19 protein-coding genes are annotated in these 19185 nt (G+C 70.6%); 7 read left to right on the forward strand and 12 right to left on the reverse strand.

Annotated features, from left to right (window positions below; genetic code table 11):
* Positions 1 to 19: 19 nt before the first annotated feature.
* Together OB2597_RS10455 and OB2597_RS10460 are read left to right on the forward strand one after the other, a co-directional pair.
* Complete coding sequence (locus OB2597_RS10455) at positions 20 to 1678, forward strand: NAD+ synthase (RefSeq protein WP_009805524.1); 1659 nt, start codon at positions 20 to 22, stop codon at positions 1676 to 1678.
* Positions 1679 to 1870: 192 nt separating this feature from the next.
* Complete coding sequence (locus OB2597_RS10460; RefSeq protein ID WP_009805525.1) at positions 1871 to 2356, forward strand: flavodoxin family protein; 486 nt, start codon at positions 1871 to 1873, stop codon at positions 2354 to 2356.
* 63 nt (positions 2357 to 2419) lie between these two features.
* On the opposite strand, the gene OB2597_RS10465 is transcribed toward OB2597_RS10460, so the two are convergent.
* Together OB2597_RS10465 and OB2597_RS10470 are read right to left on the reverse strand one after the other, a co-directional pair.
* Positions 2420 to 2851: a metallopeptidase family protein gene (locus tag OB2597_RS10465; RefSeq protein ID WP_009805526.1), complete on the reverse strand. Its 432-nt coding sequence runs from the start codon at positions 2849 to 2851 to the stop codon at positions 2420 to 2422.
* Positions 2852 to 2931: 80 nt separating this feature from the next.
* Positions 2932 to 3648, reverse strand: coding sequence for a response regulator (locus OB2597_RS10470; RefSeq protein ID WP_009805527.1), 717 nt, complete (start codon positions 3646 to 3648; stop codon positions 2932 to 2934).
* A gap of 164 nt (positions 3649 to 3812) precedes the next feature.
* Here OB2597_RS10470 and mce point away from each other — a divergent pair, with 164 nt between their 5' ends.
* Positions 3813 to 4217 (forward strand): methylmalonyl-CoA epimerase, encoded by a 405-nt coding sequence (gene mce / locus OB2597_RS10475; protein WP_009805528.1) that lies wholly within the window; start codon positions 3813 to 3815, stop codon positions 4215 to 4217.
* Positions 4217 to 4501, forward strand: coding sequence for a DUF1467 family protein (locus OB2597_RS10480; protein WP_009805529.1), 285 nt, complete (start codon positions 4217 to 4219; stop codon positions 4499 to 4501). Before mce ends, OB2597_RS10480 begins: the two co-directional genes overlap by 1 nt.
* A gap of 100 nt (positions 4502 to 4601) precedes the next feature.
* On the opposite strand, the gene OB2597_RS10485 is transcribed toward OB2597_RS10480, so the two are convergent.
* From OB2597_RS10485 to OB2597_RS10500, 4 genes are all read right to left on the reverse strand, one after another.
* Positions 4602 to 5300 carry an EI24 domain-containing protein gene (locus OB2597_RS10485; RefSeq protein ID WP_009805530.1) on the reverse strand — a complete coding sequence of 233 codons (699 nt, stop codon included), beginning with the start codon at positions 5298 to 5300 and terminating at the stop codon, positions 4602 to 4604.
* Complete coding sequence (locus OB2597_RS22540; RefSeq protein WP_009805531.1) at positions 5285 to 5863, reverse strand: nitroreductase family protein; 579 nt, start codon at positions 5861 to 5863, stop codon at positions 5285 to 5287. Before OB2597_RS22540 ends, OB2597_RS10485 begins: the two co-directional genes overlap by 16 nt.
* Before the next feature lie 264 nt (positions 5864 to 6127).
* On the reverse strand, positions 6128 to 7234 hold the full coding sequence (locus OB2597_RS10495; RefSeq protein ID WP_009805532.1) for a class II histone deacetylase: 1107 nt from the start codon (positions 7232 to 7234) through the stop codon (positions 6128 to 6130).
* Positions 7235 to 7541: 307 nt separating this feature from the next.
* A complete protein-coding gene (locus OB2597_RS10500) occupies positions 7542 to 7784 on the reverse strand; it encodes a hypothetical protein (RefSeq protein ID WP_009805533.1) in 243 nt (80 codons plus the stop codon).
* A 144-nt stretch (positions 7785 to 7928) separates the two neighbouring features.
* Here OB2597_RS10500 and OB2597_RS10505 point away from each other — a divergent pair, with 144 nt between their 5' ends.
* Positions 7929 to 8639, forward strand: a complete 711-nt coding sequence (locus tag OB2597_RS10505; RefSeq protein ID WP_009805534.1) for a M48 family metallopeptidase — start codon at positions 7929 to 7931, stop codon at positions 8637 to 8639.
* 145 nt (positions 8640 to 8784) lie between these two features.
* Here OB2597_RS10505 and rimO read toward each other — a convergent pair whose 3' ends face one another.
* Positions 8785 to 10176 carry a 30S ribosomal protein S12 methylthiotransferase RimO gene (rimO, locus tag OB2597_RS10510; RefSeq protein ID WP_009805535.1) on the reverse strand — a complete coding sequence of 464 codons (1392 nt, stop codon included), beginning with the start codon at positions 10174 to 10176 and terminating at the stop codon, positions 8785 to 8787.
* A gap of 120 nt (positions 10177 to 10296) precedes the next feature.
* On the opposite strand from rimO, the gene OB2597_RS10515 reads away from it, so the two are divergent.
* On the forward strand, positions 10297 to 12261 hold the full coding sequence (locus OB2597_RS10515) for an AsmA family protein (RefSeq protein WP_009805536.1): 1965 nt from the start codon (positions 10297 to 10299) through the stop codon (positions 12259 to 12261).
* Here OB2597_RS10515 and OB2597_RS10520 read toward each other — a convergent pair whose 3' ends face one another.
* The 4 genes from OB2597_RS10520 to modA form a co-directional block, all read right to left on the reverse strand.
* Entirely contained in the window at positions 12262 to 13011 is a 750-nt protein-coding gene (locus OB2597_RS10520; RefSeq protein WP_009805537.1) for a tyrosine-protein phosphatase, read from the reverse strand.
* A gap of 79 nt (positions 13012 to 13090) precedes the next feature.
* On the reverse strand, positions 13091 to 14185 hold the full coding sequence (gene modC / locus OB2597_RS10525) for a molybdenum ABC transporter ATP-binding protein (RefSeq protein WP_009805538.1): 1095 nt from the start codon (positions 14183 to 14185) through the stop codon (positions 13091 to 13093).
* Positions 14182 to 14874 carry a molybdate ABC transporter permease subunit gene (modB, locus tag OB2597_RS10530; RefSeq protein WP_009805539.1) on the reverse strand — a complete coding sequence of 231 codons (693 nt, stop codon included), beginning with the start codon at positions 14872 to 14874 and terminating at the stop codon, positions 14182 to 14184. The genes modC and modB overlap by 4 nt, the downstream gene beginning before the upstream one ends.
* Entirely contained in the window at positions 14871 to 15626 is a 756-nt protein-coding gene (gene modA / locus OB2597_RS10535; RefSeq protein WP_009805540.1) for a molybdate ABC transporter substrate-binding protein, read from the reverse strand. Before modA ends, modB begins: the two co-directional genes overlap by 4 nt.
* Positions 15627 to 15745: 119 nt before the next feature.
* On the opposite strand from modA, the gene mnmH reads away from it, so the two are divergent.
* Entirely contained in the window at positions 15746 to 16792 is a 1047-nt protein-coding gene (gene mnmH, locus OB2597_RS10540; RefSeq protein WP_009805541.1) for a tRNA 2-selenouridine(34) synthase MnmH, read from the forward strand.
* Here the strand turns inward: mnmH and selD are convergent.
* On the reverse strand, positions 16789 to 18936 hold the full coding sequence (gene selD, locus OB2597_RS10545; protein WP_009805542.1) for a selenide, water dikinase SelD: 2148 nt from the start codon (positions 18934 to 18936) through the stop codon (positions 16789 to 16791). The genes mnmH and selD overlap by 4 nt on opposite strands.
* Positions 18937 to 19185 lie beyond the last annotated feature (249 nt).

Raw genomic sequence — 19185 nt, forward strand, 5'->3', positions numbered from 1 at the left:
ACATGAACGAGAGGCCGACATGACCGACAGGTTCCGCATCACGCTGTGCCAGCTCAATCCCACGGTCGGGGACATAGCGGGCAATGCTGCACTGGCCCGGCAGGCATGGGAGACGGGCAAGGCCGCCGGCGCCGACCTCGTCGCCCTGCCCGAGATGTTCGTCACCGGCTACCAGACCCAGGACCTGGTCGGGAAACCGGTCTTCCACCAGGCGGCCCTCGCCGCGATCGAGACGCTGGCGGCGGACTGCGCCGACGGCCCCGCCCTCGCCATCGGCGGCCCCGCGCTCGAGGGGGCGAGCCTCTTCAACGGCTATCACATCCTGTCGGGCGGGCGCGTGATCTCTCGCATCCTCAAGCACAACCTGCCGAACGAGACCGTCTTCGACGAGGTGCGGCTCTATGGCAGCGCCGCCCCCGCCGGGCCCTATTCCATCGGCGGCGTCCGCATCGGCTCGCCCATCTGCGAGGACGCCTGGCACTCCGAGGTGCCCGAGACCCTGGCCGAGACGGGGGCCGAGATCCTGCTGGTGCCGAACGGCTCGCCCTATTACCGGGGCAAGATGGAGACGCGCTACAACCACATGGTCGCCCGTGTGGTCGAGACCGGCCTGCCGCTGATCTACCTCAACATGACCGGCGGCCAGGACGACCAGGTCTTCGACGGCGGCAGCTTCGGGCTGAACCCCGGCGGCCGGATGGCCTTTCACATGCCGGTCTTCGACCAGCAGATCACCCATGTCGACCTGACCCGCACCCCCGAGGGCTGGCGCATCGACGAGGGCGAAAAGGCCGCGATGCCGGACGAATGGGAACAGGATTACCGCTGCATGGTCGAGGCCCTGCGCGACTATTGCCGAAAGACCGGTTTCGGCAAGGTGCTGCTGGGCCTTTCGGGCGGGATCGACAGCGCCATCGTGGCCACTATCGCCGCCGACGCGCTCGGGCCGGAGAACGTGCGCTGCGTGATGCTGCCCTCGGAATACACCTCCGATCATTCGCTCGAGGACGCCCGGGCCGTGGCCAGGGCGCTCGGCTGCCGGTACCACGATCTTCCCATCTCGCAGGGGCGTCAGGCCATCACCGAAACCCTCGCCCCGCTCTTCGAGGGCACCGACCCTGACGTGACGGAAGAGAATATCCAGTCCCGCCTGCGCGGCCTGCTGCTGATGGCGCTGTCGAACAAGTTCGGGGAAATGCTGCTGACCACCGGCAACAAGTCCGAGGTCGCGGTCGGCTATGCCACGATCTACGGCGACATGGCGGGCGGCTACAACCCGATCAAGGACCTCTACAAGACCCGCGTCTTCGAACAGTGCCGTTGGCGCAACGCCAATCACCGCGACTGGATGATGGGCCCGCCCGGAGAGGTCATCCCCGACCGCATCATCACCAAGCCCCCCTCGGCCGAACTGCGCGCGGATCAGAAGGACAGCGACAGCCTGCCCGACTACCCCGTGCTCGACGCGATCCTGAACATCCTTGTCGACCTCGACGGCTCGGTCGCCGATTGCGTCGCGGCGGGATACCGCAGGGAGGACGCCAAGCAGGTCGAGCGCCTGATCTACCTCAGCGAATACAAGCGCTTCCAGTCCGCCCCCGGGACGCGCCTGACGAAACACGCCTTCTGGCTCGACCGCCGCTACCCGATCGTCAACCGCTGGCGCGACCCCGGCTGATGGCCGCCCTTCGCTCCGCCATGGCCGGACGCGCCTCATCCCCGGCCCCGACCGGGGATCTCCCGCCACCCCGCACCACCGTCATCCCCGGCTCCGACCGGGGATCTCCCGGCCGCCGGCGCGCCTCTCGGCCGGAGATCCCCGGGGCGAGCCCGAGGATGTCGCGCCGCGTCGATACCGGGGTCCGCTGACATGCCGCGCCTGCTGATCGTCTACCATTCTAGAACCGGCGGTTCGCGCCAGATGGCCGAAGCCGCCCATGCCGCCGCGCGGGCGGAATGCGACACCACCCGGCGCACCGCCGCCGCGGCCGGCCCCGAGGATCTTCTGTCGCACGACGGCTACCTTTTCTGTGCGCCGGAAAACCTCGCCGCCATTGCCGGTGTGATGAAGGACTTCTTCGACCGCTGCTATTACCCCGTTCTCGGCCGGATCGAGGGGCGGCCCTATGCCCAGATGGTCTGCGCCGGGTCGGATGGCGAAAACGCCGCGCGCCAGACCGCCCGCATCGCGCAGGGATGGCGGCTGAAACAGGTGCAGGACGCCCTGATCGTCTGCACCCACGCCCAGACCCCCGAGCAGATACTCGCCGAAAAGGTCATTCCCGAGACCGAGCTGGAGCGCTGTCGCGAGATCGGCGCGGCGATGGCGGCCGGGCTCGCCATGGGGGCGTTCTGATCCGGCGTCCTCAACCCCGTCGAGAGTGCCGCCCATTGGCCCGATCGTGCCTGACCGGGATGCTCATTCCCACCACGGGTCGATCTCTGCGATGGCGGCGTCCGACCAGCCGAAGTGGTGGGCGAATTCGTGCACCGTCACGTGGGTGATCAGGTCGTCGAGCGCGACATCGCCCCGGTCGCGCCATTCGTGCAGGATCGCCGCGCGGAACAGCCAGACCGTGTCGGGCTGCTCGACGATGTCCCATGTGGACTTCTCCGTGACCGGGATCCCTTCGTAGAGCCCGGTAAGGTCCAGCGGATCGGCCATCCCCAGATCGTTCAGCATTTCAGGCTCGGCCTGTTCGGCCACGATGATCCGCACCTCCTGCGCGGCCGGGCGGAAGGCCGCCGGAAAGCCGTCGACGGCGCGTCGCGCGACGGTGAGGAAGTACTCGGCAGAGTGATCGGCACCGGCAGCGTCGCGAGGGGGCCGGCCTGAGGGAATGGCGCACATGCCAAGGCTATCGCACGCACCCGGACGGTCGGCAAGGGCGGCAACGGCGGCGGGATCGTCCGGCGCGAGAAACGGCACTGTCAGAGCGAGACGCGGCGGGCCGCCCGGTCGCGCAGCAGGCCCGTGACCCGTGCCACGCCGCCGCCCGTGTTGCGGCCCGATCGCTGGTCGGCGCGCAGCGCGTCCACCGCGTCGAGCAGGACGGTATCCCGCGCCGCGCGGGCCACACCGCGCAGGAACTGCGTCACGTAGTGCACCGTCGGGGGGTCCGCCCCCTGCTCGAGCCGGTCGGCCATCGCCGCCATGTCGTCGCGGTAGGCCACGGCATCGGGTTCCACATCGTCGGGATCGACCGGCCGGGGCCCAGCCGGCCGCCGGTCTTCCGGCACCTGGGTCAGGATCGCGTTCTGGAAGGCCGCCAGTTTCTGCACCGGCTTTTCCAGGAAGCCGACCGCGCCGGCGTCCAGCGCGGCCTCGCGCAGCGCGGCGTCGCCGGAGGTGGCCAGCAGCACGTCGACCCGGGGATTGGCCCGCCCCATCTCGGCGATGAGGTCGAGGCCGGAGCCGTCCGGCAGTCCCAGATCGACGATCATCACCGTGGGCCGGTAGACCTGCAGGTGTCGCCGGGCCGAGCCGAGGCAGTCCGCCCGCCGGATACGCGCACCGGACCGGACGCACATGAGGCGCATCGCCTCGCTCGCGTAGCGGCTGTCCTCGACCACGAGGATGGTCATCCCCAGCAATGGCCGGGACGTCGTCGGGACGTTGTCGCGAAGTGTCGGTTCCTTGTCGTTCATCGCACTTTCCTTTCCGGGACGTTCGTGCCCCTCGTGCATGACGCTACAGGCCCAATTCTGAAAAGCCCGTTAACGCGGCGTGCGGTGCCCCCGCGTCCCCCTGCCGCGCTTGCCTCGGCGACGCCGCGGCCCCATAACATCGCAAAGCCAGAGGAGACCCGCCCATGATCGGCCGCCTGAACCACGTCGCCATCGCCGTCCCCGACCTGACCGCCGCCGCGGACCAGTACCGCACCGCGCTCGGCGCGACGGTCGGCGAACCGCAGGACGAACCCGACCACGGCGTGACCGTGATCTTCATCGAGCTGCCCAACACCAAGATCGAACTGCTCTATCCGCTTGGCGAGGGCTCGCCCATCCAGGGATTTCTCGACAAGAACCCCGCGGGCGGCATCCATCATGTCTGCTACGAGGTGGACGACATCATCGCCGCGCGCGACCATCTGAAATCCACCGGCGCCCGCGTGCTGGGAGACGGAGAGCCCAAGATCGGCGCCCATGGCAAGCCGGTGCTCTTCCTGCATCCCAAGGATTTCAACGGCTGCCTCGTGGAACTGGAGCAGGTCTGATGGGTCCGACCTCGGCCGTCGTGCTCTTTGCGGTGATCTGGTTCATGACGCTGCTGGTCGTCGTGCCGATCCGGCTGAAGACCCAGCAGGACATGGGCAAGGTGACGCCCGGCACGCAATCGGGCGCGCCGGAGATCCATCACCTGCGGGCCAAGCTGTGGATCACCACCGGCATTTCCGTTGTGCTCTTCCTGATCATCGGCGGAATCATCGTCTCGGGCTGGTTCACCGTCGAGGACCTCGACTGGTTCGGCCGCATGGAGACGCCCTACCCCGACAACTGACGTCCGGCGTGCGGTGACCGGGAGATCCCCGGTCGGCGCCGGGGATGCCGTTGTGTCGGATGACGGAGGTGCGGGAGGCGGCCGAGGCGGGCCAGCTGCGCTAGCGGGACAGCCGGTGATAGATATGCGTGAACGTGGCCGCGCCGATGATCGGGATCACAAGGTTCAGCAGCGGCACCGACAGCGGCATCGCCATCAGCGTTCCGGCCACCCAGATCGTCGGCATGTGCCTGCGGCGCAGCACCTGGGCCTGATCCCGCCCCACCCGGCGCGTCGCGGCCAGCGTGTAATATTCGCGTCCCAGCAGGAAACCGTTCATCCCCCAGAAGATGAAGAGCGCGAAGGGCGGAAAGATGGCGTAGAGCGCCAGCGCCAGCAGGTTCGCCAGGATGATCACGCCGAGGAACCCCAGCGTGTCCAGCACCGCGTCGCCCAGCCCCGTGCGCCCGGCCGGCGGCAGATGCGGATAGTGCCGGTCCTCGACCGCCTCGGCCACGTCCTCGAGGAACATCGAGGTGATCGCCGAGGCCACGGGGACCATCAGGAAGACCGACAGGACGATCATCACCCCGACCGAGGACCAGGTGAGCAGGTCGTCCAGCCAGGTGACCTCGCCGATCAGGGGCAACGTCGCCTCTTCGCCGACCACCCATTGCAGGAGCCCCAGGAAGGCGGCATAGGCGCCGAAGAGCAGCGCGACGGTCAGCCCGACACCGAGCAGCAGCACGCGCCGGAACCGCCGGTCGCCGATCTGCCCGAGCGCCGCGAGGAAGGACGAGAGAATTACGCCGAGAGCCACGTTGTGATGTCCTTGACCTCGGGGCGCGGCCGTTCGGCGGGGGCCGAGGCGAAGCTGCCGATATGAACGATGCCCGCCACCTGTTCGTGGCTCCTTAGCCCCAGCCCCTGTTCGACGAAACCGCGATCGAACGAGACCCAGCCTGTCACCCAGCCCGCGCCCCAGCCCGAGGCCAGAGCCGCATTGACGAGGCTGAGGCAGACCGCCCCCGCGCTCAGCGTCTGTTCGCGCGGCGGCACCTTCTCGGCCTCGACCGGGCATTCCACCACGGCCACGGCCAGGTTGCCCCGGTCGAACTGCCCGCGGCCCTTAGCGACCGTCTCCTCGTCCTTGCCGAGCGAACGTCCGCGCGCCTCGGCCAGCTCGGCCAATCCCTGCATCGCGGGCTGTTCTATCACGACGAATCGCCAGGGGATCAGCGCCCCGTGGTCGGGGCTGCGGGCGGCAATGGTCAGCAGCTCTTCCAGCTGCGCCCGGTCAGGGACCGGTTCGGTCAGCAGCTTGGGCGGATGCGACCGGCGGGTCGCGAGAAAATCGAGGGCGGCCTGGTTCTTCTCGGGCATGGGATCTCCGTTCCGTTGCCGCCTATGTCGGGGGTCCGGCGCGAAGGGTCAAGAGAGCCGGGGCGCGGAAGACCGGGCCGTTCGGGCTGACGGGGGGCCGACGGCGTTCCCGCGGACCGTGATCCGAGGCATCGCCCGGGCCGAAGGCGATGGTGAAGGACCGGGCTGCACGCAACCCCTCGGTTTGCCCGGTCAAGGGCGCACCGCGCGCCGGCCGTTCCGGCTCATCGCATCGGCGCAGGGTCGGATCGCCCCGGTGGCGGATCACTCGAAGAAATACGCCTCCATCCCGCCGATCAGCCCGCTGAAGAAGGCGTCGGACCGCCCGTTCGGCTGGCGCGCATGTGCCGTGGAGGCCACCGGATCCGGCGCGATGCAGGATGACCCCGACAGTTCCTCGAGCACGCGGTGACCGCAGAACGGCACGTAGGCCTCGGAATAGCCGCCCTCGTGCACCATCAGCAGGCGTCCGTCGCAGAGCCGGTCGGCCGCGCCCTTCACGCGCGCCGTCATGACGCCGAAGGTATCCGCCGTGCAGAGCATCCGGGCGAGCGGATCGAAAAGCCCCGCGTCGTATCCGCAGGCCACGACGATCACGTCGGGGCGGAACCGTTCGAGCGCGGGCAGGATCAGCCGGTCCATCACCTCGAGATAGGCGACGTGCCCGGCACCGGGCGGCAGGGGAATGTTCATGTTGCACCCCTCGCCCGTGCCCGTGCCGCGATCCGAGACATCGCCGGCATCCAGCGGGTAGTTGTGCTCCTGATGGACCGAGATCGTCAGCACGTCGTCGCGGTCGTAGAATATGTGTTCTGTCCCGTTTCCGTGGTGCACGTCCCAGTCGACCACCGCCACCCGCCCGGCCAGCCCCTCGGCCTGCGCGGCGGCAATGGCGATCGCGATATTGTTGAGCAGGCAGAAGCCATTGGGCCAATCGGGCAGGCAGTGGTGGCCCGGCGGACGCGAGAGGGAATAGGCGTTCTGGACCCGGCCCCGCATCACGTCGAGCAGCGCCTGCCTGGCGAGGCCCGCCGAAAGCGCCGCGATCTCGTAGCCGTCCTTGCCGAAGGGCGTGCGGAGGCCGAGTTCTCCGCCGCCGGCGTCCGACATCTCCTTGAAGCGGTCGAGGTAGCTTTCGGGATGGATGCGCATCATGTCTTCGCGACCGGCGGGTTCGGCCGAGGTCATGACGAGATCGCGGGAAAGGCCCGTGACGTCCATCAGGTTCCGCAGCCGCCGCTTGGTTTCGGGGCTTTCCGGAAGCCCCCCGGCCGCCAGAGGCTGCACCAGCCCCCCGACGGGAAGCGTGAGGGCGTAGCTTCCGCCCGAATGCCAGAAACAGCGTTCGTCCCAGTAGAAGCCCGTCGACATGCCGTCACCTCCCTTGATGCCTGGCCGACCTTGGCCCGGCACCCCGCCGCACCGCAACCCCCCGGACCCGCCCCGGCCGGAGACCGAGCCGACCTGCACGTCCTTGCGGGTCCGTGCGCCGGACGCGCGGGGCCCGTCAGGGCAGGAAAGGCCGGATGAAGTGCGCTCCGGCAGCCGCATCGGAAGACGGGAAAGCCAGCGTCGCGGTGGCGAAACCTCCGGCCGGACGCGCGGGGCGACCGCGACGCGGCCGCGCCTGCACGGCGCCGCCCCCGCCCCGAGACCGGACGGTTTGCGCCGCTGCCCCCTAGTCCTGCTCGGACCGCACGAGCGAATAGCTGCCCTCGGGCAGGTTCATCGCGGCGGCCAGGTCGCGCAGCTGAGCCATGGACAGGGTGATCTTCTGCACCACGTCCTGACGTGCGTCGTATTGCTCGACGGTCACGCATTCGGAGAAAGCGTTGATGATCACGTCTTCCTGAAGAGGCACCCCGCCGTCATCGACGATGGTGATGAGGGTCGAATCGAATTCGTGCTCGATGGTGAACATGAGCCCGAGCCTAGGTCGGCCCCGGCCCGGCACGCAAGCGGCAGGACGCCATAGCGGAATGCGGGCCGCACAACGACAACCTTGCGTGGTTGCAAGGGCGGGCGAAAACCCGGATAGAAGGCGCGGAAAAACGGGAAGGTCCGGATGATCGCACGGTTTCGCATCACAGTGCTTTTGCTACCGCTGCTGGCCCTGCTGGCGGGGTGCGACGTGCCCGGCACCGGCCCTGTCGCGCGGCCGCCGGCCGGCACTATCGATATCCCGATTTCGGTCGATGCGGCCGCCCGGCGCTTTGTCAGCGTGGCCGAACGGGTCGAGCCGGTGGCCGAACGGGTCTGCCGCCGCGATGCGCCGGATCTCAACTGCGACTTCCGGATCGTCGTCGATGACAACCCGCAGGCCCCGATCAACGCCTTCCAGCTGGTGGACAAGTCCGGACATCCGGTGATCGTCGTGACCGTGCCGATGATCGCCTATGTGCAGAACGACGACGAGATGGCCTTCATCCTTTCGCACGAGGCCGCCCACCACATCGCCCGCCACCTCGACCGGCGGCGGGAATCGACCCGCGCGGCCGCGCTGATCTTTGCCAGTGCCGCCGCGCGGGGCGGCGCCTCGGGCGCGGCGCTGGATACGGCGGCGCGGCTCGGCGCCGTGCTGGGCTCGCGGGTCTATGCCAAGGACTACGAACTCGAGGCCGATGCGATCGGCGCCCGCATCGCCCGCGACGCCGGGTTCGATCCGATCAACGGCGCGCGGTATTTCGAACGCTCGCCCGATCCGGGCAACCGGTTCCTCGGCACTCACCCGCCCAATTCCAACCGGGTCGAGGCGGTGCGCGCGGCACTGCGCTGAGCGCGCCAGCGTCGGTCCAACCGGGCTCGGGGGCGAAGACGGGCCCCGCCTGCCCCGTTCGGGAGAGGATAGGGACAGCCGGCGCATCGGCATCCGAGGTGCGGTCCGCCGGACCGCCCGCGCCGACCCGGCCGGCACGAAACCGCTATGATCGCAGCCGAAGGCCCCAGAGATCGTATTCGCTGGCCTCGTCGACCTCGACCTCGAGAATGTCGCCGGGGGCGAGCCCCTCGGTATCCTCGTCCAAGAAGAGGTTACCGTCGATCTCCGGCGCGTCGGCCATGGTCCGGCAGGTCGCGATCCCGTCCTCGTCGATCTCGTCCACGATCACCTGCTGCACCGTGCCCACCTTGGCGGCGAGCTTGGCCGCAGAGATGGCCTGCGCCTTTTCCATGAAGCGCTCCCACCTCTCCTGCTTGACCGTGTCGGGGACGTGGTCCGGAAGGTCGTTCGACCGCGCGCCGGCGACGTTCTCGTATTTGAAACAGCCCACGCGATCGAGCTGTGCCTCGTCCATCCACTCGAGCAGCGTGGAGAATTCCTCTTCGGTTTCGCCCGGATAGCCGACGATGAAGGTCGAGCGCAGGGTGATCCCGGGGCAGATCGAGCGCCATTCGGCGATCCGGTCCAGCGTGCGTTCGGCGGCCGCGGGGCGGGCCATCCGGCGCAGCGTGTCGGGGTGGGCGTGCTGGAAGGGGATGTCGAGATAGGGCAGCACCCTGCCTTCGGCCATCAGCGGAATCAGCTCGCGCACATGCGGATAGGGATAGATGTAGTGCAGGCGCACCCAGGCACCGAGGCCCCCCAGTTCGCGGGCCAGGTCGGTGATGTGGCTGCGCACCTCGCCGCCCTTCCAGGGCGAGAGGTCATGGCGCCGGTCCACCCCGTAGGCCGAGGTGTCCTGGCTGATCACGAGCAGTTCCCGGACCCCGGCCTCGACCAGTTTCTCGGCCTCGCGCAGCACGGCATGGGCGGGCCGCGAGGCGAGCCGGCCCCGCATGTCCGGGATGATGCAGAACCTGCACTTGTGGTTACAGCCCTCGGCGATCTTGAGATAGCTGTAGTGCCGCGGCGTCAGCGTCACCCCCGAGGCGGGCAGCAGGTCGATGAACGGGTCGGGCGCGGGCGGCACCGCCCCGTGCACCACGTCGAGCACCTGTTCGTACTGGTGCGGCCCGGTCACGGCGAGCACCTTGGGATGCGCGCCGGTGATGAACTCGGGCTCGGCCCCGAGACATCCGGTCACGATCACCCGGCCGTTCTCGTTCAGCGCCTCGCCGATGGCGTCGAGGCTTTCGGCCTTTGCGCTGTCGAGAAAGCCGCAGGTATTCACGATCACCGCATCGGCCCCGGCATAATCGGCCGAGATGGCATAGCCCTCGGCCCGCAGGCGGGTCAGGATCCGCTCGCTGTCGACCAGCGCCTTCGGACAGCCGAGGGAGACCATGCCGATCGAGGGCTGACCGGGGCGGCGCGTGTCGCCGAGACGCGCCGCGGGCGCGATGTCGGGGCGGAGGTTCGGGGGATTCTGGACCATGCCGCCGCCTATACGCCCTTGCCGCGCTTTTGCAACCACCGCGACGGGATGTCCGCGGCGGCGGCTTGTGGCGCGCATCGGCCATGATAGGTTGACACCGTTCAACCGCGCGGAGGTGGCATGCGGCTCATTCGGCTCGTGATCGGGATGATCATCGCCTTTTCGCTGGTCTTCGTGGCCGGGCTGTTCCTCGTGCCCGGCGAGAGGATCGCGCAGGTCGCGGCCGACGAGCTCGGCCGCCGGACGGGGCGCGAGGTGCGGATCGGCGGCGAGGCGCGGTTCACGCTCTGGCCCGATCTCGGCGTGACGGTGGACGGGCTGCGGATCGCCAATGCCGACTGGTCCGACAATGGTCCGATGTTCCAGGCGCAAAGGGTGACCATCGGCGTCGATGCCGCCGCGCTGATCCGGCGCGACATCCGCATCCGGACGCTCCATGCCGAGGCCCCGCAGATCCTGCTCGAGCGCAACGCGGACGGCGAAGGCAACTGGGAGGTGGGCGGCAAGGCGGCGGTCGCGGCGACCGAGGCGCAGCCCTCCGGCGCGGCACCGGCGGCCACCGCGGCAGCGCCGGTGCAGCGCCCGGCCTTCACGATCGACGATGCGGTGATCACCGGCGCCTCGGTCTACTTCGCCGACCACCGGACCGGCACCGAGGTCAGCCAGCGCGACATCGACCTGACCGTCGCCTATCCGGAGGCGCGCGGACCGGCGCGGATCGACCTGACCCTGCGCCCGAACGGCGCGCCGATCCGCCTCTCCGGCACGATCGCCGACCCCCGGGCCTTTGCCGAGGCGCGCATCTCTCCGGTCGTCTTCGACCTCGAGGCCCCTTCGGCCTCGGGTCGGTTCGAAGGGCGCGCCTCGGTCGGCCCGGAAGCCGAAGGCGCGCTGAGCCTGGATATCGCGGACACGGGCGCCCTCGCCCGCGCCCTGGGCCGGGCCGATCCGGGGCTGTCCCGCGGGCTGGGCCGCGACCTCGACCTCGCGGCGCAGGTCACGCTGACCCGCGTGGGGCTGCTCGCCCTGCGCGAGGGGCGGATGAGTTCGGGCGGCAACGCGGCGACCGTCGCCGCGGACCTCACGACCGGCGGCCCCCGGCCCCGGCTGAATGCGCGGGTGGATGCGGGCCCGCTGGACCTGTCCGCCCTGACCGCGGGCGGCGCCCCGGCCTCCGTCAGCGGCGGCGGGGCCGCGCGCTCGGGCTGGTCAACCGCCCCGATCGATGCCGGGTCGCTGAACCGTCTCGACGGCGAGATCGCGATCTCGGCCCCCTCGCTCGACCTCGGCACGACGGAGATCGGCCAGACCCGCGTCCTCGTCACCATCGACCGCGCCCGGGCCGTGGCCACGCTGCGCGAATTGCGCGCCTTCGGCGGCCTGGTGACCGGAGAATTCGTCGCCAACAACCGCAACGGCCTGTCGGTCGGCGGTGATCTCAGGGCCGCCGACATCGCGCTGGACCAGGCGCTGACGGAACTGGCCGGCGTTACCCGCTTCACCGGCTCGGCGGCGGCGCGCGTCAGGTTCCTCGGCGTCGGACAGTCCGTCGCGGCCATCATCAATTCGCTCTCCGGCGATGGCGGCATCGACACCGGGCGCGGCACGATCCGCGGCATCGACCTTGACCGCCTGTTCCGCGGCGGCGACCCGAGCGGCGGCACCACGATCTTCGACGAGACCCGGGCAACCTTCTCCATGGAGGACGGTGTGCTGTCCAACACGGACCTGCTGATGACGCTGGGCGGCATCGAGGCACGTGGAGAAGGCACGGTCGGGCTGGGCGAACGGCGGATCGACTATCTCTTCACGCCGGTCAGCCTGAAGGCGCGCGACGGGCGCGGCATCGCCCTTCCGGTGTGGATCCGCGGCCCCTGGTCCGCCCCCCGGATCACGGTCGATGTCGAGAAAGCCATCCAGCTGAACGCGGCCGAGGAAAAGGCCGCGTTCGAACAGAAGCTTCGCGACCGGGTCCGCGACGAACTGGGCATCGAGCAGCGCGACGGCGAAAGCACCGAGGACGCGCTGAAACGCACGCTCGAAGAGGAGGCCCGCAAGGGCCTGCTGAAACTCTTCGACCGCTGATCAGGCGAGCCGCGCCGCCAGGCTGTCGCGCAGGGGCGCGTCTATCCCGATGTGATCGAGATAGGAGACCGGGCCGCCATAGGTCTTGTCGAGGTGATCCATCACGGCGCGCATCGTCTCCGGTTCGGAGGCGAGGATGCGGTCCGTCCGCTCGGGCGTGGCCCCGCGCGCCCGGATGCCCGTCCGCAGCCTGTCCATCAGCGACGCCCCGAGCCGCTCGGTCAGGGCGTATTCCGCGATCACGATCTCGCGGTCCACCCCGGCGTTCGATAGCAGAAGCATGGCGATCAGCCCGGTTCGGTCCTTGCCGGCGGTGCAATGGAAATAAAGCCCGCCCGGCGGTGCATCGGCGATGGTCCGCATGACCCGCGCCATGTTGTCCTGGCAGTCGTCCAGCGCGCGACGATACCGGATACCCATGTTGAACCCGCCGCCGGCCTCTTCGGCCATCCGGTCCAGCGGCGCCAGCCCGTCGAACAGCGGAATGTTCACGTAGCTCACACGCGGATCCCCCGCGAGAGGGTTGGGCGCGGCGGCGATCTCGTCCGCGCGCCGCAGGTCGATGATCGTCGCGAGGCCACGGGTCAGCAGGTCCTCGCGCTCCGTGTCCCCGATCCCCGTCAGGGCGCAGCCCCGCCAGATCGCGTCCGCCCGCGTCGTCCCGCCTCGACCGGTCGGGTACCCTCCGAGACAGCGGATGTTGTGGACCCCGGCATAGGGCAAGGCGACGGTATCGAGAGTGACGGTCATTGCGGCTCCTGTGCGGCTCCTGCGGAATTCGCCTGCAAGGTAGACATTATCCACCGGGGGGCAAGGACCTGCTGTCGCCTCACACCCGGCCCGGCGGGACGATCTGGGCCTGCCCGACATCGCCCCGGGCCACCGCCACGCTCTTGATCACGGCATAGCAGGACTGGCCGGGCGCCAGGGCCAGCCCCTCGGCCGAGCGGCGCGTGATGCGTGCGAGGATCAGGTCCTCTCCGCAGCGGCACTGGACCATGACCCCCGGGCCCTGCCCCGGATGCAGCTCGGCGATGGTGGCGGGCAGGATGTTGAGCGCCGAGACCCGCTCGGGCCGCGACAGCGACAGCATCACGTCCTGCGCGGCGATCCGGATCCGCAGCGCCGCGCCGGCACCGGCGTCGATGCGGGGCAGCAGAAGACGGCCGCCCGAAACCGCCACCTCGGTCAGCCCGTCCTCGTGCTGCGCCTCGACCCGCCCCGGGATCACCGCCCCCGCCGCCCGCGGGCCGAGCGCGGGCGCGAGCCCCGGATCGGCGAACAGCGCCGCGGCGGGGCCGGCGCGCACGACCCGGCCACTGTCGAGTACGACCAGCGTGTCCGCCAGCCGCGCGACCTCTTCGACCGCGTGCGAGACATAGAGGATCGGGATCCCCGCCTCGTCCCGCAGCCGTTCGAGGTAGGGCAGGATCTCCTCTTTCCGCGCCTGGTCGAGCGAGGCGAAGGGTTCGTCCATCAGCAGCATGCGCGGCTGCGACAGCAGGGCGCGACCGATGGCGACCCGCGCCTGTTCCCCGCCCGAGAGCGTGCCGGGCCGGCGACTAAGCAGCCCCCCGATGCCCAGCAGGTCGCAGACCCGGCCCAGCCCGGCGTCGCCCCCCGCCCCGTAAAGCAGGTTGCGGCGCACCGTCATGTGCGGAAACAGCCGCGCGTCCTGGAACACATAGCCGAACCGGCGGCGATGCACCGGCAGGTCGGTCCCGGCCTCGGCGTCGAACAGCACCTCGCCATCCAGGACGATCCGCCCGGCGTCGGGCCGCACCAGGCCGGCCACCGCGCCGACGACGGTCGTCTTGCCCGCGCCCGAATGACCGAAGAGCGCGGTGACGCCGGCGGAGGCCGAGAAATCGGCGACCAGCTCCATCCCGCCCAGCCGGTGACGGATCGCGACCTCGAGGCTCATGACCCGACCCTTCGGGTCATGGCCCGCGCCAGCGCCTCGGAGGCGACGAGGGCCAGGGCGGCCACCGCGACCGAGACCACGACGAGGCGCAGCGCCGCCCCCTCGCCGCCCGGTTGCTGCAGGAAGGCGTAGATGGCGGACGGCAGGGTGCGCGTCTCGCCGGGGATGTTCGAGACGAAGGTGATCGTCGCGCCGAATTCGCCCATGGCCTTGGCAAAGCACAGCACCGCGCCCGCCAGCACGCCCGGCAGGGCCAGCGGCAGGGTGATCGTGACAAAGACACGGACCCGCGAGGCGCCGAGGGTGGCGGCCGCCTGCTCGAGCCGGGGATCGACCGCCTCGATCGCCAGCCGGATCGCGCGGACCATCAGCGGGAATCCCATGACCGCCGCCGCCAGCGCCGCCCCCGTCCAGCGAAAGGCGACCTCGACCCCGATGGAGGCGAGGGCCCGCCCGACCGGCGCGGCGGGAGAGAACGTCTCGAGCAGCAGATAGCCCACCACGACGGGCGGCAGGACCAGCGGCAGGTGGACGACGACGTTCAGCGCCTCGCGGCCCCGGAACCGGCCCCGCGCCAGCAGCATCGCGACCCAGAGACCGAGCGGCAGCGATACCAGGGTGGCCCAGAAGGCGACCCGCAGCGACAGCGCCACCGCGGCCCATTCCTCGGGCCCCAGCCAGCCGGTCACGGGGCCGGCACCACCTGGAAACCCGCGGCCCGGAACAGCGCGCGGACCGGGCCGCTCGACAGGTGGTCGAGAAAAGCCGCGGCCTCAGCGAGGCTGCCGCTCATCGCGGCGGCGGGATAGGTGACCGGCATGTGCGCGTCGTCGGGGAAGACGCCCCGCAGATGGACGCGCGGCTCGGCCTGCGCATCGGTGGCGTAGACGATCCCCCAGGGCGCCGCCCCGACCGCCACCAGCGCCAGCGCCGCCCGTACGTTGTCGGCCTCGGCCAGCTGGTCCTTGACCGCGTCCCAGGCGCCGAAGCTGGCCAGCGCCTCGCGGGCATAGACCCCTGCCGGAACCGCATCCGTCAGCGCGACGGCCAGGCGCTGGCCGTCCAGCAGGCCGGGAAGGTCCATTTCCGGGTCCAGCTGCATCTCGGGTCCCGCCGCATGCGACACCAGCACCAGCCGGTTCCGCCACAGCACCCGGCGGGTGTCGTTGTCGACGAATTCCTTGGCCGCCAGGTCGTCCATCCATCCCTCGTTCGCCGAGAGGAACACATCCGCCGGCGCCCCCGCCTCGATCTGCCGCGCCAGCGCCGAGCTGCCGGCATAGGAGATCACCACATCGGTGGCGTTCTCCGCGTTCCAAAGCCTGGCCGCCTCGTCCAGGGGGCCGGCTAGGCTCGCCGCCGCGAAGACAAGCAGGCGATCCGCCTGAACGGGCAGCGCCAGACCGAGCAAGATGAGGAAACTGAACAGAATTCGTCTCATGAGTGCAGGCATGTCATCCAAGCGGCGCCCGGAATTCAAGCACTATTCCGCGGCAGCCGCGCTTGCGGCTCGGCGCCGCCGCGTGCATATCCGGGCCTCGAACCATTCACAGCCCCGCCATGCCCGTCACCCTGACCGCCCTCAAAGCCCTGGCCGACCTGCCCTTCGATGACATCATCGACGTGCGCAGCTCCGCGGAATTCGACGAGGACCACGTGCCGGGCGCGATCTCGCTTCCGGTGCTGAGCGACGCCGAACGCGCGCGTGTCGGCACGATCTACAAGCAGGTCGATCCCTTCGAGGCCCGCAAGATCGGCGCGGCGCTGGTGTCGCGCAACGCGGCGCGGCATATCGAGGGGCCGCTGTCCGACCGCACCGGGGGCTGGCGCCCGCTGGTCTATTGCTGGCGTGGCGGGCAGCGGTCGGGATCCTTCGCGGTGATCCTGAAACAGATCGGCTGGCGCGCCGACACGGTCGAGGGCGGATACCGGGCCTACCGGCGGCTCGTGGCCGCGCTTCTGCACGACGACCCCCTGCCCTGGCGGCCGGTCCTGATCGACGGCAATACCGGCACCGCCAAGACCCGGTTGCTTGCCCATCTCGCCGAGGAAGGCGCGCAGGTGATCGACCTCGAGGGGCTGGCCCGGCATCGCGGCTCGCTCTTCGGGGGATTGGCGGGGCCGCAGCCGGCACAGAAGATGTTCGAAAGCGGGCTGGCCGCGGCCCTGACCGGGTTCGACCCGGACCGGCCGGTCTATCTCGAGGCCGAGAGCAACAAGATCGGCGACCTGCTGATCCCCGGTGCACTCTGGAAGGCGATGCTTTCGGCCCCGCGGATCGAGATTGCCGCGCCGCGCGGCGTCCGGGCCCGGCACCTGATCGACACCTACGCCGAGCTGACGGCCGACCGCGAGGAACTGGGCGCGATCATCGACCGGCTGCGGCCCTACCACCCGGCCGGGCGCATCGCGGACTGGCAGGCGGCCGTCTCCGGCGGCGACTTCGCCACGCTCGCCACCGCCCTGATGCGCGACCACTACGATCCGCGCTATGCCCGCAGCACGGCGCGCAAGGGGCGCGCGGTGTCGTCCCACGATCTGCGCGATCTCTCGGACGCCACCCTGCGCGACACCGCCCGGCGCATCCTGTCGGCCCAGGGCCTCTAGCCGCGGAGCACCGAAATACCGACGGGACCGGCCGCCATGTGTCCGATGTTCACCGCCGGCACCCCGTCCGCGGCAAGCCCCGCCAGGATGCTTCCGGCCGCGTCCGGCGCGACCGCCGCCAGGAAGCCGCCGGCCGTCTGGGGATCGTGCAGCAGCGCGGTGCGCGCATCCTCCGGTCCGAAAACGGGCGCATTGGCGCGGTTCGCCTCGTAAAGCGTCGAGCGCACGCCGCGCCCGGCCAACGCCAGCGCCCCCTCGTGAAGCGGCACCGCCGCCGGATCGATCTCGGCCCCTAGGCCCGAGGCGCGGCAGATCGCCATCAGGTGCCCGGCGAGGCCGAACCCGGTGACATCCGTCATCGCATGCGCCCCCTCCAGCGCCCGCAGGTTGCCGGGTCCGCGCGCCATGGCGGACCACAGCGCGGCGACATCCGCGCCCCGCGCCTCCTGCCGCATCTCTCCGGCCAGCAGGACACCGCTGCCGATCCGTCCCGTCAGGATCAGCGCGTCGCCCGCGCGCGCCCCGTCCAGCCGGACCGGATCGCCGTCGCAGAGCCCGGTCACGGTGAACCCGATGGTGAGTTCGGCGCCCATCGTCGAATGCCCGCCGAGGATCACCGCCCCCTCCTGGGTGAAGACCTCGCCCGCGGCCTCCATGATCTCGCGCATCATGCGCGCCTGCAGCGCCTCGGAGGCCCGGGGCAGGATGATCTGCGCCAGCGCGGACTGGGCCCGCGCCCCCATGGCCCGGACATCGCCGAGCGCGTGCTGCGCCGCGATCCGCGACATGAGCCCCGGATCCGCGCAGAAGGCGCGCAGGTGGTCCGTGGTCAGCACCTGCCGCGCGTTGCCCATCCTCAGGATCCCCGCGTCGTCGCCGGGCCCCGCGAGCACGTCCGCGCGGTCGGGTTGCGGCAGCCCCTCGAGCACCTGGCCCAGCATCCCCGCCCCCACCTTGGCCCCGCATCCCGCACAGAGCGGCGCGGCGGTCATCATCTCGCCCACCCCCCGGGCCGCGTTGCGGGGGACCGGGGTCGTCATCACCGGCAGCTCGGTCAGCTTCCGCATGAAGCGGCGGTCGATCCGATCCTTCCAGCGCCAGACCATCGCCCCGGCGGGCGCCACGGGCAGAGCGGGCCATTTCTCGGCCGCGGCCCGGCGTTCGCCAAGCGAGACCAGCCGCAGGAAATGCCGCTGCGGCCGAAAGGCCCCCATCCCGCCGCCCGCCACCGCCGCCCGCAGGTTCCGGTCCAGCACCCGGGCCGCGCGCACCGCGTAGACCCCCGCCCTGGGGCGCGGCGCATGGGTGAGCTGTGCGCAGTCGCCGGCCGCGAAGACCTCGGGATGCCCGCGCACCTGGAGCGTCGGCCCGACCTCCACGAAGCCCTTGTCGAGCGGCAGGCCCGTGCTCTCCAGCCAGCGCTGCGGCGTGGCGCCCCCGGCGCCGACGGTGAAGGCCGAGGCAAGCGCGCGCCCGCTGTCGAGCACCACGCGGCCTTCGGTGACGGCACTGGCGCGGCCGGGCACGAGCGTGACGCCCAGCCGGTCCATCTCATGCCCAATCCGACGGTTCAGCGCGGCCCCCGCCCGCGCGACGGCACCGCCGCCGACAACCGTGACGCGCCCCGGCCCCAACCGGTGCGCCATGGCCATGGCGACCTCGGCCCCGCCCAGCCCGTTGCCGATCACGACTGCCTGCCCCGCTCCGGTCGAGAGGAACCGACGCCAACCCGCCGCGAACCGCGCGAAGGGCTTGACCGGCGTGCCGTGCGCGGCGAACCCCTCGACGTCCGGCAGATCGCCGGTGATCCCCACATCGAGCGACACCACGTCATAGGCGATGGTCCGGCCGCCCGCGCGCACGGTCCTTTCGCGAAGGTCGAGACCCTGCGCCGGCTCGAGCACGATGCGGGCCCCGGCGAACCGGCACAGGCGGGCCAGGTCGATGGCGATCTCGTCTTCGGAATAGTGCCCGGCGACGTGGCCCGGCAGCATGCCGGTATAGGGCGCGACCGGGCGCGGATCGATGAGTGTCAGACGGACACCCGGCACAGGCTTCATCCCCCACATCCGCAGAACGAGCGCATGAGCATGTCCGCCGCCGATCAGCACCACATCGCGGGTCAGGGGGATTTGCGGCTGCATGAGAGGGTCCGGTCCGGCTGTCCAAGGGTTGCATCGTTGCTAGCGCCGCGCCCGCGCGAGGTCCATGGGCGGCGCGCGGGCACGGGACACCCGGCGCGCGGCATCCGCGCGGTGCAAAGCTCAGGGGCCGAAACATTCGCCCCCTCCGGTCGGTGCGCCACCGAAGGCGGCCCGCAGCCTTGCACTGGTTCGAAGCCCCCCGGCGCGGTCCTTTCCGCAGGCGGACTGGTGCGGCGGTGCGGGGCAGAC

The organism is Pseudooceanicola batsensis HTCC2597, assembly GCF_000152725.1.
Taxonomy (GTDB): Bacteria; Pseudomonadota; Alphaproteobacteria; order Rhodobacterales; family Rhodobacteraceae; genus Pseudooceanicola; species Pseudooceanicola batsensis.